16 protein-coding genes are annotated in these 15,193 nt (G+C 45.1%); 8 read left to right on the top strand and 8 right to left on the bottom strand.

The window, feature by feature from the left end; translation table 11 throughout:
- Positions 1-67: 67 nt before the first annotated feature.
- Entirely contained in the window at positions 68-625 is a 558-nt protein-coding gene (locus tag AACV78_RS20065) for a pentapeptide repeat-containing protein (RefSeq protein WP_194010035.1), read from the bottom strand.
- A gap of 92 nt (positions 626-717) precedes the next feature.
- On the opposite strand from AACV78_RS20065, the gene AACV78_RS20060 reads away from it, so the two are divergent.
- Positions 718-1,284 carry a pentapeptide repeat-containing protein gene (locus tag AACV78_RS20060; protein WP_194010034.1) on the top strand — a complete coding sequence of 189 codons (567 nt, stop codon included), beginning with the start codon at positions 718-720 and terminating at the stop codon, positions 1,282-1,284.
- Between the two features lie 254 nt (positions 1,285-1,538).
- Here AACV78_RS20060 and AACV78_RS20055 read toward each other — a convergent pair whose 3' ends face one another.
- From AACV78_RS20055 to serA, 3 genes are all read right to left on the bottom strand, one after another.
- Entirely contained in the window at positions 1,539-2,219 is a 681-nt protein-coding gene (locus AACV78_RS20055; protein ID WP_194010033.1) for a pentapeptide repeat-containing protein, read from the bottom strand.
- A 169-nt stretch (positions 2,220-2,388) separates the two neighbouring features.
- Positions 2,389-3,279 carry a 50S ribosomal protein L11 methyltransferase gene (prmA, locus tag AACV78_RS20050; protein ID WP_194010032.1) on the bottom strand — a complete coding sequence of 297 codons (891 nt, stop codon included), beginning with the start codon at positions 3,277-3,279 and terminating at the stop codon, positions 2,389-2,391.
- A 585-nt stretch (positions 3,280-3,864) separates the two neighbouring features.
- Entirely contained in the window at positions 3,865-5,448 is a 1,584-nt protein-coding gene (gene serA, locus AACV78_RS20045) for a phosphoglycerate dehydrogenase (protein ID WP_194010031.1), read from the bottom strand.
- A 288-nt stretch (positions 5,449-5,736) separates the two neighbouring features.
- Here serA and AACV78_RS20040 point away from each other — a divergent pair, with 288 nt between their 5' ends.
- On the top strand, positions 5,737-6,246 hold the full coding sequence (locus AACV78_RS20040) for a hypothetical protein (RefSeq protein ID WP_194010030.1): 510 nt from the start codon (positions 5,737-5,739) through the stop codon (positions 6,244-6,246).
- On the opposite strand, the gene AACV78_RS20035 is transcribed toward AACV78_RS20040, so the two are convergent.
- Positions 6,243-6,383 (bottom strand): hypothetical protein, encoded by a 141-nt coding sequence (locus AACV78_RS20035; RefSeq protein ID WP_194010029.1) that lies wholly within the window; start codon positions 6,381-6,383, stop codon positions 6,243-6,245. The genes AACV78_RS20040 and AACV78_RS20035 overlap by 4 nt on opposite strands.
- An 87-nt stretch (positions 6,384-6,470) precedes the next feature.
- Between AACV78_RS20035 and AACV78_RS20030 the strand changes: the two genes are divergently transcribed.
- The 4 genes from AACV78_RS20030 to AACV78_RS20015 all read left to right on the top strand — a co-directional run bounded on the left by AACV78_RS20030 (position 6,471) and on the right by AACV78_RS20015 (position 12,585).
- A complete protein-coding gene (locus tag AACV78_RS20030; protein ID WP_194010027.1) occupies positions 6,471-7,061 on the top strand; it encodes a Uma2 family endonuclease in 591 nt (196 codons plus the stop codon).
- Between the two features lie 208 nt (positions 7,062-7,269).
- Entirely contained in the window at positions 7,270-10,533 is a 3,264-nt protein-coding gene (locus AACV78_RS20025) for a DEAD/DEAH box helicase (RefSeq protein ID WP_194010026.1), read from the top strand.
- Between the two features lie 198 nt (positions 10,534-10,731).
- Entirely contained in the window at positions 10,732-11,562 is an 831-nt protein-coding gene (locus AACV78_RS20020; protein ID WP_194010368.1) for an SWIM zinc finger family protein, read from the top strand.
- 243 nt (positions 11,563-11,805) lie between these two features.
- Positions 11,806-12,585, top strand: a complete 780-nt coding sequence (locus AACV78_RS20015; protein WP_194010367.1) for a photosystem II electron transport protein, Sll1252 family — start codon at positions 11,806-11,808, stop codon at positions 12,583-12,585.
- A 272-nt stretch (positions 12,586-12,857) separates the two neighbouring features.
- Here the strand turns inward: AACV78_RS20015 and AACV78_RS28765 are convergent, their stop codons facing one another.
- On the bottom strand, positions 12,858-13,067 hold the full coding sequence (locus AACV78_RS28765; RefSeq protein WP_194010373.1) for a hypothetical protein: 210 nt from the start codon (positions 13,065-13,067) through the stop codon (positions 12,858-12,860).
- 106 nt (positions 13,068-13,173) lie between these two features.
- Here AACV78_RS28765 and AACV78_RS20010 point away from each other — a divergent pair, with 106 nt between their 5' ends.
- Complete coding sequence (locus tag AACV78_RS20010; protein WP_194010366.1) at positions 13,174-13,494, top strand: hypothetical protein; 321 nt, start codon at positions 13,174-13,176, stop codon at positions 13,492-13,494.
- A 235-nt stretch (positions 13,495-13,729) separates the two neighbouring features.
- Here the strand turns inward: AACV78_RS20010 and AACV78_RS20005 are convergent, their stop codons facing one another.
- Both AACV78_RS20005 and AACV78_RS20000 read right to left on the bottom strand, forming a co-directional pair.
- Entirely contained in the window at positions 13,730-14,095 is a 366-nt protein-coding gene (locus tag AACV78_RS20005) for a helix-turn-helix domain-containing protein (RefSeq protein ID WP_339383734.1), read from the bottom strand.
- Between the two features lie 181 nt (positions 14,096-14,276).
- Complete coding sequence (locus AACV78_RS20000; RefSeq protein ID WP_333092052.1) at positions 14,277-14,633, bottom strand: helix-turn-helix domain-containing protein; 357 nt, start codon at positions 14,631-14,633, stop codon at positions 14,277-14,279.
- A gap of 136 nt (positions 14,634-14,769) precedes the next feature.
- Here AACV78_RS20000 and AACV78_RS19995 point away from each other — a divergent pair, with 136 nt between their 5' ends.
- Complete coding sequence (locus AACV78_RS19995; RefSeq protein ID WP_194010365.1) at positions 14,770-15,186, top strand: hypothetical protein; 417 nt, start codon at positions 14,770-14,772, stop codon at positions 15,184-15,186.
- The last annotated feature ends 7 nt before the right edge of the window (positions 15,187-15,193 follow it).

The raw sequence follows: 15,193 nt of genomic DNA, 5'->3' as shown, positions 1-15,193 counted from the left end.
TAAACTTGATAGGCTTATATCGCCTTAGCAAATTAGATGTCCGTTAGTTTACCAAGGACTACTCCAACTAAATATCTCCATACTTTTGCTCAGTAAACTCCCAAGTGGATTCAACAAATTGACCGTTAGGCAATACGATCTGATGTCCGGCTACATCAGCAGGGTCGAACCCTGTCGCTCCTGTTAAATCAACTAAAGCCATTAGAGTTTCGTTCCAAATAGCTCCCTCAAAATTAACGTTTTTCAAGTTACAATTTTCAAACCTGGCATCACTCAGATTGACATTTTTCAGAGTAGCTTCTTCTAAGTCAACAGAGACCAGATAAGCTTCTTCCAAACTAGCATCATCCAAATTTACTCCCCTCCAATTAGCGTCAATAGAAACTACACCATACATAGTGGCAAGCATTAAGTTAGCCCCTTCTAATTGGACTTCATACAGGTGGCAATCTCCCAAGAACACTCGGCTCAAATTCGCTCTACTAAAGTTAGCTCTACGCAAGTTAGCACCAGCTAGATCGATTCCAGACAAATCAGCTCCGCTCAAATTAATACCCTCTAACTCGCTACTCCGAAAATCTCGCTGTCCCTTGGCGTATCTTTTGAGTATTTCTTCAGCGTTCATAGCTTTATGATGCAAATTGTTTATGCTTTCATCGTAGCACTGTCACTTTTAGTTTATCATTTGAAAGTGTAAATAGATTAAAGAGGCAAGTTATGAACGCAGAAGAACTTCTTAAAAGGTATGCAGCGGGTGAAAGAGATTTTCGTCGGGTTAGTCTAAGAAGTGTTAAACTAACAGGCGTAAACTTGAGTGAAGCTGATTTCAGTGAAGCTGACTTGACATATACCACGCTGAAAGAAAGCAATCTCAGACGTACTATTTTTAGGTCAGCTAGATTGGATTTTGCTGATTTAACTCATAGTATGCTGGACGAAGCAGATTTGTCTAATGCTAGTTTAGAAACTAATCTAGAAAGAGCTTCATTGGAGAGAGCTAACCTAAGTAATGCCAACTTGACAGATGGTAATTTGGAATATACTAATCTCCGAAATGCCAACCTGCAAAATGCTTGTTTATTTGAAGTTAGCTTGAAAGGAGCCAATCTGGAAGGAGCAGACCTTAGAGGTGCAATGATGGGTGAAATTTGTCTGTATGAGACAAATTTGAGAGGAGCACTTGTTGAAGGTTGCGATTTAGGCGACAGCTACAAGCGAAATACTATCATGCCAGATGGACAAGTTGTGACTGATGAATATGCTGAGATAGACACTGACGATTAACCAAATCGAGGAATTGACTGAGCTTGACTTTTTCTCAAATATTCCCTCTGGAGATTGAGGAAACAATCGAATCATAAGACTTTTGACTTTGCTAAGTACATAATCAAAATAAATCATAATAGCGGTTATCAAAAAAATGAGGTATGCTCGGCAATCGGTAATTGGTAATCGCTCGCTCGCATACCTCATTTTTCTAAGAAGCGTTATACCATCTCCAGTACCATTTTCAAGTCAAACTCGATCTATCAATCACTTTAAGATGAATTGTCATTTCTAATGGTGCCATCCGGCATGATGGTATTGCAGAAGATTGCCCCTTCAATTCCACTAATGTTAGCCCACTCTAAATCAACGATCGCTTCACTTAAATTTACTCCTGTTAGATTAGCTCTTGTTAGCAGGGGCTCGCCCAGATAAGTATCTCTTAAACAAGCTCCAGTCAAGTTGACTTCCGCCAGTGATACTTCTTCTAGGTTAGCTCCACTCAAGTTTGCTTGACTTAGATCGGCTCCACTTAAATCAGCTTCGGCTAAATTGGTTTTACTCAAATTAGCTCGACTTAGGTCAGCACCGTTTAATTGAGTACAGTTTAAGTTGGCCTCACTCAGATCGGCTTGACTCAAATCTGCTTTTATCAAGCTGGTATAGAATAGGTTGGCATTGCTTAAGTTAGTACCAGACAAGTTCGCTTCATTCAGATCGCCATCGGATAGTTGGGCGCTACTCAAGTTAGCACCGCTGAAATTAACGCAACTCAGATTGGCTCTAGTCAAGTTACTACCGCTGAGATTGATACCGCTCAAGTCATTCTGACCTGGTTCGAGTTCTTCGAGGTCTTCCACGTTAGCAACGTTTAAGTTAGCACTACTTAAATCAACTCCAGAGAAATCCCTCTCTCCCGCAGCGTAGCGTCTATATAGTTCTTCAACGTCCATAGCTTTTTTGTGCAAGTTGTTTATGCTTTGATAGTAGCAGTGCTTCTACAGACAGAATGCTGTCCTAAAACTTGTAAGGTGCGTCAGTTGGTAGCGATTCAATACGCATCCAAAATCATCGAATCTGACGCACCCTACTACTAATATATGTATCGAAAATCTCAGAACACTAACTGCGCCGAATATTAAAACAACACCAATCTTGGCGCTTCCACAAAGTAGCCACAATCCAGCCGTGCTGTTCGAGAGTATCGGCAATTGGCTTAGCTTGGTCGAGCAAAATGCCGCTGAGCACGGCCCATGTACTCGGTTTGCTAATCGCGGTGAACTGCGGTATTAAATCTATGATTACTTCTGCTAAAATGTTGCACATCAAACCGTCGATCGGCTCATCGATCATTTCTTTCAAGCGATCGATCGTTCCGAGTTCTGCGATTAACTGCTGCGGGTTAACGCGGTTGAGCAGTCGGTTGCTAATGGTCGATCGCACCGCCAAAGGATCGGTATCCAAAGCATAAACCTTTGTAGCGCCCAACAACACCGCGCCGATCGACAAAATACCCGATCCGCAGCCAATATCCGCAACTATGCACTCTTTGTCATCAAAACCGAGACGCATTTCCAAAGATTCCAGACAAAGCTGAGTCGTAGCGTGAGCACCCGTACCGAAGGCGACACCGGGATCTAAACGCAAGATGACGCGATCGGTATCAGTCGGCGCGGGCAGCCATGCGGGGTTAATTAAAAAGCGATCGCCCACTTCTTGAGGCTTCCAGTGCTGCTTCCAAGTGCTGCCCCAATCCTCCTCTTCAATCAAATTCCACTGCATCGCAGGTAGGGGCAAACCTGCACACAGAGCATCTTGTCGCAGCCACAGAGACAGGGCAGCCAAATCCAGCAATCGGGCTTGTTCTTCGGGCAAATAAGCCGACATCAGGCAGGAATTGCTTTTGATCTGAGTGGCTGTTCCCCGACACTTAAATTGTTCCAAACGCCAAAAGATGATATCTTCCAGCGCCGGATCGCAAATAATTCTAATTTCCCACCAGCTATGTGCCATAACAATTTTAGATTTTAGATTTTAGATTTTAGATTGGCCCGTCAGGAATTGGCAACTGGGAACTGGGTAGTGAAGAATCAGGATTGACTAATAGAAACAATTCAGCTTTCTGGCTTTCTTGCCAATGACTAATTACTCATTACCAATTATCAGTCCTTGTATCCAAAATCTAAAATCCTTAATCCTTCAAAGATTTACCGTGCAACGATTTTATATTTTAGATTGGCAGCTTCTAAAATCCTTAATCCTTCAAAGATTTACCGTTTAACGATTTTAGATTAAGGATTCTTCGACTTCGCGAACGAACAAGTTTTAGCTTTTAGATTGGCATTCAATAAAATCCTTAATCCTTCAAAGAATTACCCTCTAACGATTTGAAATTAAGGATTTTAGATTTTAAACTTCGCAAGCGAACAAGTTTGAGATTTTAGATTTAAAATCCTTAACCCTTTAAAGATTTACCCTGTAACGATTTTAGATTTTAGACTTGAGATTTAAAATCCTTAATCCTTTAAAGATTTACCCTGTAACGATTTTAGATTAAGGATTTTAGATGTCAATCTAAAATCCTTAATCTAAAATTCTTTAAAGATTCACCGTGTAAGCATCCCGAATTCCCGGAACTTTGAGAATCTCCGCCAATATGCCCTCTGGTAGAGGGTCATCAAGGCTCAAAACCATCACCGCATCGCCTCGCACGATTTTACGGCCCACTTGCATACTGGCAATATTGACATTAAAACTGCCCAATTGGGAACCAATTTTGCCAATAATCCCCGGCATATCGCGGTGCAGGGTAAACAGCATATGGTTAGTCGGGCAAACGTTGACTGGGAAATCGTCAACGCTGGTAATCCGAATTTCGCTTTCGCCGAGGACTGCACCCGTGACTGTGTGTTCGCCCAGAGTTCCCTTGGCCGAGAGGCGCAGAGAGCCAGTGTAGTCGCGAATCGAGGCGTCTCTGGTTTCGACGACGCGGATTCCGCGTTCTTTGGCTTCAATGCTGGCGTTGACATAGTTAACGCGCTCTCGCAGGGCTTGAAAGAGCAGGCCTTTGAGGGCGGCGACGACTACGGGCTGGCTTTGGTTGTTGGCCAATTCGCCTTGCAGTTGGACGTTGAGGTAATCGACTCGACCTCCGGCTAGCTGGCTGACGAGGTTGCCCAGGGTTTCGGCTAGTTGCAGGTAGGGTTTGAGTTTTTCGATCGAGTCTGGGTAAATACCGGGTATGTTAACAGCCGATCGCGCCGGGAGTCCCAACAACACATCGCGAATTTGTTCGGCAACATCGATCGCCACATTCACCTGAGCTTCCGCCGTCGAAGCGCCCAAGTGGGGTGTCAGCACGATGTTTTGGCCGACACTCCGCAGCGGGGAATCGGCTTCGAGGGGTTCGTGTTCGTAAACGTCGATCGCTGCGCCGGCGATCTGGCCTGATTTTATAGCTTCTGCGAGGGCTGCTTCGTCGATGATGCCACCTCTAGCGCAGTTAATTATCCTGGCCGTGGGCTTCATTTTCGACAGCACTTCAGCGTTAATTAAGTGCAGGGTTTCCGGCGTTTTGGGGATGTGCAGGGTGATGTAGTCAGATTCGCGCATCAGCAATTCTAGTTCTACCAAACGGCAGCCCAACTGATCGGCTCGTTCGGTGGAAATGAAGGGATCGTAAGCGAGCAGTTTCATGCCCATTGCTTTAGCTGCGGCGGCTAGGTGGGAACCAATTTTCCCCAAACCGACGATACCGAGGGTTTTTTTGTAGACTTCTACCCCGATAAAGCGGTTGCGTTCCCATTTACCGCTTTTGACGGAGGCGTTGGCTTCCGGGATGTGGCGGGACATCGAGAGCATCATGGCGATCGCGTGTTCGGCAGCGGCGATCGTGTTGCCTTCGGGGGAGTTGACGACTACAATTCCTTTGCGGGTAGCGGCGGGTACATCGACATTATCTACGCCGACTCCGGCTCTACCGATGATTTTGAGTAGATTTCCGGCTTCAATGATTTCTTTGGTAACTTGGGTGCCAGAACGGATCATTAAAGCGTCGTAATCTGGAATAATTTTAACCAGTTCGGCGGCGGAAAGTCCTGTGTTTACGTCAACTTGCGCGACTTGGGAGAGGATGTCAATTCCGGCTTGGTCGATCGGATCGGATACTAGAACTTTAGGCATAGCAAGCAATCGAGTGCAATAGTAAAAATAGGCCGAGCGTTGGCGAGCTCAAAGTTGAGACTTATGACTTAGAGCCGTATCTGACAGATCAGCTCAAGCTTGCCTTTGTGCAGTTTGAATTGTATCTGTATTCGGTCATGGTCGGTCATTTTTGCGGGAAATATTTTAGCTTTGGGGGCGATCGTCCTGGGCCGACCTCTATAAAACGCCCAATTGCTTAGCTAGCAAGTCTTTTCAGGCTATAATAAATTCCGGGTATCCGAACCTAACTATCAGGAATTATTGTCAATGAATTATCTTATCGCCGTACTCCCCGATCGAATGCAAGCCGAAGCGGCCTACTGCGCCCTCGAAAAAGAAGGCTTACCGATGAAGCAAGTAAGCATTTTGGGCCGCGGCTACAAAACTGCCGATGAATTTGGTTTGATAGATCCCAACCAGCAAGCAAATAAACAAGCGAAACTCATGGCTATTTGGCTGATACCGTTTGGCTTTATTGCCGGCGTTACTTTCAGCTTGATGACTGAGTTGAAAACTTTTGCTTGGGCGGGCGAAATTGGCGATCACCTCATCGGTGGACTGCTAGGTGCAATCGGGGGCGGGATGGGCAGCGTATTTGTCGGCGGTGCCGGAGGAATGGCCTTTGGTAGCGGCGATGCTTTACCCTACCGCAACCGTTTGAATGCGGGCAAATTTTTGATTGCTGTTAAGGGTACTGACGTTTTAACCGACAAAGCAGCTAATATTTTGCGATCGTTTGAACCGGAAAATATGCAAGGTTATACAGCAGAGACTTAGTTAGTTGACAGGAAAGCAGTTGGCAGTTGGTTGTTGGCAGTTGGTTGTTGACAGGAAAGCAGTTGGTTGTTGGCAGTTGGTTGTTGACAGGAAAGCAGTTGGTTGTTGGCAGTTGGTTGTTGGTAGGGCGGTGCCAAGAGTGCCCGCTCTTTTAGTTGGTTGTTGGTTGTTGGCAGTTGGTTGTTGGCATTCTACTCATGTAATATTTGGAGACAGTTACAGTTATGGAATTACCAACTATTGCCCTACATTCTCCCCTAGAATTAACGCTCGAATTAACAGACGAGCAGTTTTTCCAGTTGTGTTTAGACAACCGGGATTTGAGATTTGAGCGCACTGCTAGTGGAGGATTGATTATTATGCCACCTACGGGTAGCGAGACAGGCAGACGGAATTCAGACCTAAACTTTCAACTTCCATCTTGGAGCAGACAAAATAAGCATTTGGGAGTAGTTTTTGATTCTTCTACTGGATTTAAACTGCCCGAGGGTTCAGATATTTCTCCCGATGCTGCTTGGATTCGGCGCGACAGGTGGGATGCTTTAAGTGCGGAACAAAAAGAGAAATTTGCGCCGATTTGTCCCTATTTTGTAGTGGAATTGCGATCGGCTAGCGATTCTTTAGAAAAATTGCGGGCTAAAATGAAAGTGTACGTGAAAAATGGAGCTCGTTTGGGCTGGTTACTCGATCGCCAAAATCGAAAAGTAGAAATCTCCCGTCAAGGTAGAGAAGTAGAAATTTTAGATGAACCTGCAACTCTGTCAGGCGAAGATGTATTACCCGGTTTTGTTTTGGATTTAACTGATATTTTCTAAATTTGTAAGAAGACTCGGCGGTTGAAACCGCATCTACACAAGCAAAACCTGCCGACGCCGGTTCAAGATAGCGCGGTAAAATTACCTTATTCTCTTGAGTCCGCAGAGGCGGACATCGTTTGTATAGCAGCGGTTTTAACCGCCGTCTTATCTTTTCCCGCTAATTGATGATATGATAGGCTGCCAAAGGTTGCATTTGGTATGACCTATGAAAATCCTCCACGGCACTTGGATTCCTCAAACAGAAGAAAGTTTTGTTCAAGGTGGAAAATTTTATATTTGGGTTGAAACTACTGAACATAAAAAGCAGCGTGGCAAAGTTCATCCCCGACAATTGGAAACGGCAAAGTTAACAGAGTTTTTAACGAAAGAAGCCGGGATTCAACTATCAGCCTTCGGAAATACAAGTTCGAGAGGGCTAGAAGCGATCGCCCCTCGGTACTTTTTACTACCCGCCGCCGACAACCAGCCGTTACCATCTTTAGAGTTAGCGCGATATTTAGAGACAGAGTTACCCGAAACATTTGAATTAGAATATTGGGAAGTCGATTGTCTGCCAATTGCCACCCACAGCCTCACCAAAGTATTGAACGATTTGCATTTTCTGGCCCTCTACGATTTGACAGAAGTTCAGTTCGGTTCTGACTTACTATTCTGGCATCACTACACGCAATTTTTTAAACAAATTATTCTCAAGGATCTTTATATTCCGGCGTTGCGCTATCGAGAAACTGCTCCGATCGCACCCGTCGAAGCATCAGAAACCGCTGCAAAAGCCACGCGCGGGCGCAAGAAAGCCGGTGAAACAAAAACAACCGCAAAAACTGCAAAAACTACTAAAACAACTGCCAAGACTGCACCAAGCTTTGAGATTTATCCGGGATGGGAAATTGTTTCAACACAGTACGAAACTGATTTACAACGCTATGTTGAATGGATGCCTTTAGTTTGTGCGTCTGGTTTTAACAAGCTCAAATTAGCAGATATGACGCCAAAGTTCTACGATCGCGAAATGTTGCTGCGGCATTTTTCAGAATGTGCGATCGCAGAAATTGTTACTCAAACACCAATTCCAGCATCGTTTGAGAATAAAATTTCGGACTCTTTACTCCAAATCTGTCTCAACCAAACACGAAAAATCGCGGGAGTAAGCCTCGAACAATACCGGCAATGGCAAACCTGGCGCGATCGCATTACGCGCAATCAATCTGCTGACTCATTCTCCCTTTGCTTTCAATTGCAATCCCCCGAAAACCCCGAACAGCCTTGGATTTTAGAGTTTCAGGTGGCGGCGAAAAAAGACCCATCTCTGCGGGTGCCGTTGCAGGATTATTGGCGATCGCGATCGACTCAACAAAAACAGTTGCAAACACAATTCGGTGACAACTTCGAGCAACATTTGCTGACAAATCTCGGCTACGCTGCCCGCATTTATCCCCAACTTTGGCAAGGGCTAGAAACCGACCAACCTGCTAACATTACCCTCAGCTTAGATGATGCTTTCACCTTCCTCAGCGAGTCCGCTTGGGTATTAGAAGATGCCGGATACAAAGTGATTGTCCCCGCTTGGTGGACGCCGAAGGGACGACAGCGGGCGAAGATTCGCCTGCAAGTCAAGGGCAGCAGTAAGAAAAGCGCCGCAATCAAGGGCAAAGGATTGTTTTCGGCGGATTCCTTGGTGGAATATCAGTATGAATTGGCGATCGGAGGCGATCGGGTTAGCGAACAAGAATGGGAGGCGTTAGTTAATAGCAAAACACCGCTGGTGCAGTTCCGAGGACAATGGATGGAACTGGACAAAGATAAAATGCAGGAGATGCTGGAGTTTTGGAAAAAACATCGCGAAGAGAATCCCGATGTCAGCTTGATTGACTTTATGAAGTTGACAGCCCAAGGAGAAGCCAGTGAAGAGTTGGAGGTTGAGCGCGATCGGGCTTTATCGGATATGTTGGAGAAGCTGCACGATAAGAGTCGGCTAGAGTTAATTACAGATCCGGCAAAGTTTCAAGGCAAACTCCGGGATTATCAAAAGCGCGGTGTTTCTTGGTTGAGTTATTTGGAAAGTTTGGGATTAAATGGCTGTCTTGCAGACGATATGGGTTTGGGTAAATCGGCGCAGGTAATTGCTCGATTGTTGCAAGAACGGGAAGTTTTATCTACTACTAAAAAGACGGAAAATTCGGTTTTGCCCACGCTGCTAATTGCGCCCACTTCCGTAGTTGGCAATTGGCAAAAGGAAATGGAAAAGTTTGCTCCACAATTGCGATCGCTGATTCACCACGGCCCTGGGCGCTTGCAAGATATCAAAGCATTTAAAGCCGCCGTCCAAGATTGCGATATGTTGATTACTTCGTTTACTTTGGCGCGCAAAGATGAGAAGCTGTTGAGCAGTGTAGAGTGGCATCGCTTGGTAATTGATGAAGCGCAGAATATTAAAAATCCGAAGGCGGCACAAACAAAGGCGATTTTAAAGTTGCCGGCTACCCATCGGTTGGCGCTGACTGGAACACCTGTAGAAAATCGCTTGTTGGATTTATGGTCAATTTTTAATTTCCTCAATCCCGGATATTTGGGAAAAGAGGCGCAGTTTCGGAAGTTGTTTGAGATCCCGATTCAAAAAAATGCGAGTCGCACGCAATCAGCAGCGTTGAAAAAATTAGTAGAACCTTTTATCCTGCGCCGCCTGAAAACTGATAAGTCAATTATTCAGGATCTCCCCGACAAAGTGGAGCAAAAACTATACTGCAATCTCACCCGCGAGCAAGCTTCGCTTTATGAAGCAATCGTCAAAGAGGTAGAGGAAGATATTGATGCGGCGGAAGGGATGAAGCGCAAGGGGATGATTTTGGCGACGCTGCTGAAGCTGAAGCAAATTTGCAACCATCCGCGCCAGTTTTTGCAAGATGAAAGTGAGTTTACACCGGAGCGATCGCACAAATTGGAACGGCTGATCGAAATGATTGAAGAAGTGAAAGCTGAAGGCGAAAGTTTATTGGTATTTACGCAGTTTACAGAATTGGGAAGTGCGTTGGAAAAATACATCAAACACACTTTACATTATAACACTTATTACATCCACGGGGGAACGAGTCGCGAAAAACGGGAACGGATGATTTCAGAGTTTCAAGATCCAGAATCAGAACCTTCGGTATTTATTTTGTCACTGAAGGCGGGCGGTGTGGGAATTACGCTGACAAAAGCCAATCACGTGTTTCATTTCGATCGCTGGTGGAATCCGGCGGTGGAAGATCAGGCGACGGATCGGGCGTTTCGGATCGGGCAGGAAAAAAATGTATTTGTGCATAAGTTTGTGGCAATTGGCACTTTGGAAGAAAAGATTGACCAAATGATTGAGGACAAAAAGAAATTGGCAGGCTCAATTATTGGTGCGGATGAGTCGTGGTTGACTGAGTTGGATAATGAGGCATTTAAGAAATTAATTAAGCTCAATAAAAATGCGGTTCTAGATTAGGAGAAACAACATATAGCAATCCTTGCAGGAGTTGTAAACTTTTTACCCCACCCCAACCCTCCCCTTGGTAAGGGGAGGGAGTAAGAAATTCACAAATGATTTAGGATTGCTATAAGAGTGGGAGAGGGGGAGATTGGGAGATTGGGAGAGGATTTTTGAGATTCATCGAAATATACAATATTAAATGCAGAACAGCTTATGTCACAATTTACTCGGACTTGGTGGGGCAATAAATTTATCGATGGGCTGGAAAGATTTACCGATTCTGGGCGGCTCGGAAGGGGACGTGCCTATGCACGGAATGGTAAGGTAAAAAGCTTTAAAATGAATGATGGGTTAGTGATGGCAGAGGTGAGAGGATCGGTTAATCCTTATTATGGGGTTTATAAGGAGCCGCTGTACAAAACTAAAATTGAGTTTGAGCCGATTAGTCAGGCAAAGTGGAAAGTGGCGATCGCCCAAATGGCATCAAAAGCCAGCTTCATTTCTCGGCTGCTGCTCAACGAAATGCCAGACAATATTGAAAAGGCTTTTTCACCCTTTGGATTGCACCTTTTACCCAGCAGCCGCGAGGACTTTACAACGACTTGCTCTTGTCCAGACTATAGTAATCCCTGCAAACATATTGCGGGAGTTTATTATTTGGTGGCGGCCGAATTGGACAAAGATCCGTTTTTACTGTTTGAATTACGGGGACTTTCTAAGGAGGTGCTGCACCGCGAATTGGCAAAAACGCCTTTGGGAATGGCGCTTTCTGCTGAGTTGACGGCGGATGCAGCGGCCCCTGTGGCGGTGGATTCCTATTACACGCGGGCGATCGCGCATGAAGCGCAAACAATCAGCCTGAAGGAGTTTTGGCACGGTGCGAAGCGATTACCGCAGACGATTGAGGTGGGGGTGCAAAGTGGCGTAAGTGCGATCGTGGTGAAGAAACAGGGAGATTTTCCCCAGTTTTGGCACAAGGATGGTTCGTTTATTGAGGCGATGGAAGAACTATATATGCGGGTGAAGACGAAGAATAAACTGTAAAATTTTACAGTGCGCGATAGCTGATTAACATCATGTCCGGTAGCGCAATCAGCAAGGATCGCGCGTGCGAACCATTTGCTACAACCGATCGTACTAATCAAATCAGCTTTATCAGCAACAAAATTAATCATATCCTGATTTGACGATTTTAGACTATAATTAAAGTAGTGCGACTGTTTAAAAAGTAGACTTTTTAGTTACAGCAAGGTTTGCCAATTTCAAATTAGAATCTAAAATTGACTGATGTTACAAAGAGAAGAACTGTTAAAAGGCATCGAAAATCGTGAATGTGTGGCGCGGGCGATCGACCAAGCGGAACAAGCAATTAAAACTTGGGAAGTTACTCTGACTGATTTTCTGTCGCCGCCGGAGTTGGCGGACACTATGACGGTATTTAAGCGCTTAACTGATGTGGAATTAGTGGCTTGGGGCGGCTACCCGCAAGCTGAAAGGCAGAGAATTGCGATCGCGCGATCGGATATCCCGATCGACTCTGGTAGCGTTAACGTTGCTGCGGTAGAAATTGCTGGCAATTTCTTGTTCGACACAGCTTCTCACCGCGACTTTTTGGGGGCGATGTTGGGTACGGGAATTGTCCGCGAGAAAACTGGCGATGTGATTGTGTTGGGCGAACGCGGCGCGCAAGCGATTGTCATGCCGGAGATGGTAGAGTATTTGGAGATGAGTTTGCAGCAAGTGCGATCGGTTCCGGTGAAAACTCGGCGCATTGAATTGAGCGAGCTCAAAATTAGAGAACCGAAAAAGAAAGAAATGACAACCGTTGAAGCATCGATGAGATTGGATGCTGTTGCTTCGGCCGGATTTGCCATGTCTCGCAGCAAAATGGTTGAATTTATTGACAGAGGCGATGTGCGAGTTAATTGGAAAGATATCACCCAATCTAGTTATCACGTTAAATCTGGAGATTTAATCGCCGTTAGCGGTAAGGGAAGATTGGAAATTGGGGAAGTTATGGTAACAAAAAAAGAACGCTATCGAGTGCAGTTAACTCGATATTTGTAATTGACGAATCGAGAAACCGTTTTTTTTTACAAGATTGAGAACGATAACTAAGTATTGCGGAAAAACCCGGTTTGTGACCACTTCGTTGAGTTGGAAGAAACCGGGTTTTTTACGAGATTGAGGGCGAGAATGAAGTGCGCGTGGTTTTGTGTTGGTTGAAAATTGACGAAAGGGCGATCGTACTTAAACAGCCTTTTTGCAAGCAATGAGACAAGGTGGGGAAGAAGTGAGGATAGAAGTGCGATCGTAATTCAAGCACATACTCTTAATTATCAAGGACTTGGTGAAGCACTGGGTAAAAACTCTGGTGAAGGACTTGTCGGTAATTGAACTAATTCACCATTATTCCAAAATTGCTCTTTACGAGTGCCGTTAGTGTATATCATTACCCCAAAACCGTTGCGCTTGCCATTCTCCCACTGACCCTCATAGCGATCGCCCTTAAGTGAATCTGATTCATCAACAGATTTACACGGTGCAATTCTATCTGATTATCATACAGTATCAGATAGAATTATCAAGGCTGAAAACGCCCATAACCAGGGATTTCTGTCAAGCACAAAAGAACGGATTTATTACTGGAACGATTTGCGCTTTCGCTGCGAAGAAGAAGTAAAAATTGCCGAAGCACTCGATCGCACTTCCGTCCTTTTCTTCCCCAACTCCAAAGCCCGCCTCACCACACCCTCGGGCCGACAAAACCAAGAACCAGATTTTCTCATTTTCCACCAAGGCAAATGGGGAATTCTGGAAATATCGCATCCCGACACAGAAAAAGATGAAACGCGCGATCGCATCTTTGCATCCCACGGCATCTTCACCATCCACTATTGCGAGGCCCACAGGTGCAGTCAAGAACCCGATCGCGTTGTCCGAGAGTTTTTAGATATTTTGAGTCAGGGATCTTAGCGAGTGATTTTCGGATAAGGGCGATCGTATAGGGGCCCAGAAACCGGGTTTTTTAGGAAAATACTTCGTTGTCACCGACAGATTAGGTAAAAACCCGGTTTCTTTGTCGGAGTGCGTCAGTCCATAAGGGCGATCGAACTCCAGAACAAAGTAGATTTTGACTTGACAAAATACTCGATTTGTGATAATCACGAGTGGTGGAAATTTTTCAAGTGCGATCGGGATTTGTACCAGCTCAACCATACTTCCCAGAAGCTACAGCAGCAGCAGCCAGTCGATCCATACCAGCTCGAACAATCACTGCTAAGTCACTCAGTGGCATACATTGAATTTTCTTAAGCAGCTCGTTGGTATCCAGAGGTTCCGGCACCGGCTTGCCTTCGAGATGAGCCATGAGCTCTTCCATCGTAAAGCCTGCTCTTGTAGCAATCTGAGTCAAATTTTTCGTATCTGGAAGTACCTGCCCCTTTTCCCAATACAAGACAGAAGCAGCAGAAACTCCCAACAATTTGCCAAAAGCGGTCAAACTCATCGAGCCCCGCGCTAATTTAACAACCTCACTCAGTTTTTTCTTAGCTTCTGCGTCCACGGTATCAGCCACCAGATAACCACAATTCTTAGTTTACTTGTGTACCAACAAATTTGTCTGTCTTGCTTGACAGCAGAACATTTAACAGATAATATTTTTAAATAAATTCAAATTATTCAATTTATTGAAGACAGACTTGGGAGAAATAACAATGACCAAGAGAGGCCTTCAAAAAACTCGCAATCTACTCTACTTACCCAGAAGACTCAGCAGCAGCAGCGAGCCTATCCATCACAGCTCTACCAATCACTGCCAACTCACTAATCGGCATACACTGAATTTTCTTCAGCAGTTCGTTGGTATTAACAGGTTCCGGCATTGGCTTACCTTCGAGATGAGCCATCAACTCTTCCATTGTAAAGCCCGCTTTTGCCGCAATCTGAGTCAAATTTTTCGTATCCGGGAGTACCTGGCCCTTTTCCCAATACTGAACAGCAGACCCAGAGACTCCCAATAGCCTACCAAAAGCGCTAAAACTCAGGTCGCCACGGGCTAGCTTAACAACTTCGCTCAGTTTCTTCCTAGCTTCTGCGTCCACAGTATTAGTCACCAGATCAACACAACTCCTAGTTTACTTATCTACCAAAAAATCTGTCTTTCTTGCTTGACAGCAAAAAGTTTACCAGTTAAAGTGTAAATACTTTTGAAATCGTAATTGTATTTGTAGCAAATCAGGGGTAGTAAAAATGACTCGCAAGACACGCAACACCCGTCAAAGCCTCACAGCCTCCGGTTGGCTCAAACCCCAGTGCTGGCAAATCTCCAAAATAGAAGCAGCCGAAGCCCTGAAAATGCCCGTCAACCGCATAGTCAAAGTCTACCCCAAACAACATCAGGTAATAGTCGTTTACCTGAACAAGAAAGGACAAAAATGCAGTTCCTTTTTCAGCTACAGACTATTTGCCAGATGGGAGCAAGAGACGATCGCCACAATTGCCAGTTGTAGAAACCAGCAAACCCTAGCACCTCTAGAAATTATAGTACAATACGACCTCGAACATTTCAAGTATCCCGTCCAAAGCGCCGATGCAATTTGGGACGCCCTGCTCCACCACATCCGCCGAGCCATCACAGAACAAAGGCACACCCAAAAATGTGCCTAATTCCCCA

Source organism: Tychonema sp. LEGE 07196, assembly GCF_963890365.1.
GTDB lineage: Bacteria > Cyanobacteriota > Cyanobacteriia > Cyanobacteriales > Microcoleaceae > Microcoleus.
The sequence above is the reverse complement of the archived record's forward strand: the minus strand, read 5'-3'. Positions and strand labels throughout refer to the sequence as shown.

What these genes read in the sequence shown, in the direction of transcription:
- AACV78_RS20065 (WP_194010035.1), bottom strand. Translation starts at nt 625, where the DNA reads ATGAACGCTGAAGAAATACTCAAAAGATACGCCAAGGGACAGCGAGAT.
- AACV78_RS20060 (WP_194010034.1), top strand. Translation starts at nt 718, where the DNA reads ATGAACGCAGAAGAACTTCTTAAAAGGTATGCAGCGGGTGAAAGAGAT.
- AACV78_RS20055 (WP_194010033.1), bottom strand. Translation starts at nt 2,219, where the DNA reads ATGGACGTTGAAGAACTATATAGACGCTACGCTGCGGGAGAGAGGGAT.
- prmA (WP_194010032.1), bottom strand. Translation starts at nt 3,279, where the DNA reads ATGGCACATAGCTGGTGGGAAATTAGAATTATTTGCGATCCGGCGCTG.
- serA (WP_194010031.1), bottom strand. Translation starts at nt 5,448, where the DNA reads ATGCCTAAAGTTCTAGTATCCGATCCGATCGACCAAGCCGGAATTGAC.
- AACV78_RS20040 (WP_194010030.1), top strand. Translation starts at nt 5,737, where the DNA reads ATGAATTATCTTATCGCCGTACTCCCCGATCGAATGCAAGCCGAAGCG.
- AACV78_RS20030 (WP_194010027.1), top strand. Translation starts at nt 6,471, where the DNA reads ATGGAATTACCAACTATTGCCCTACATTCTCCCCTAGAATTAACGCTC.
- AACV78_RS20025 (WP_194010026.1), top strand. Translation starts at nt 7,270, where the DNA reads ATGAAAATCCTCCACGGCACTTGGATTCCTCAAACAGAAGAAAGTTTT.
- AACV78_RS20020 (WP_194010368.1), top strand. Translation starts at nt 10,732, where the DNA reads ATGTCACAATTTACTCGGACTTGGTGGGGCAATAAATTTATCGATGGG.
- AACV78_RS20015 (WP_194010367.1), top strand. Translation starts at nt 11,806, where the DNA reads ATGTTACAAAGAGAAGAACTGTTAAAAGGCATCGAAAATCGTGAATGT.
- AACV78_RS19995 (WP_194010365.1), top strand. Translation starts at nt 14,770, where the DNA reads ATGACTCGCAAGACACGCAACACCCGTCAAAGCCTCACAGCCTCCGGT.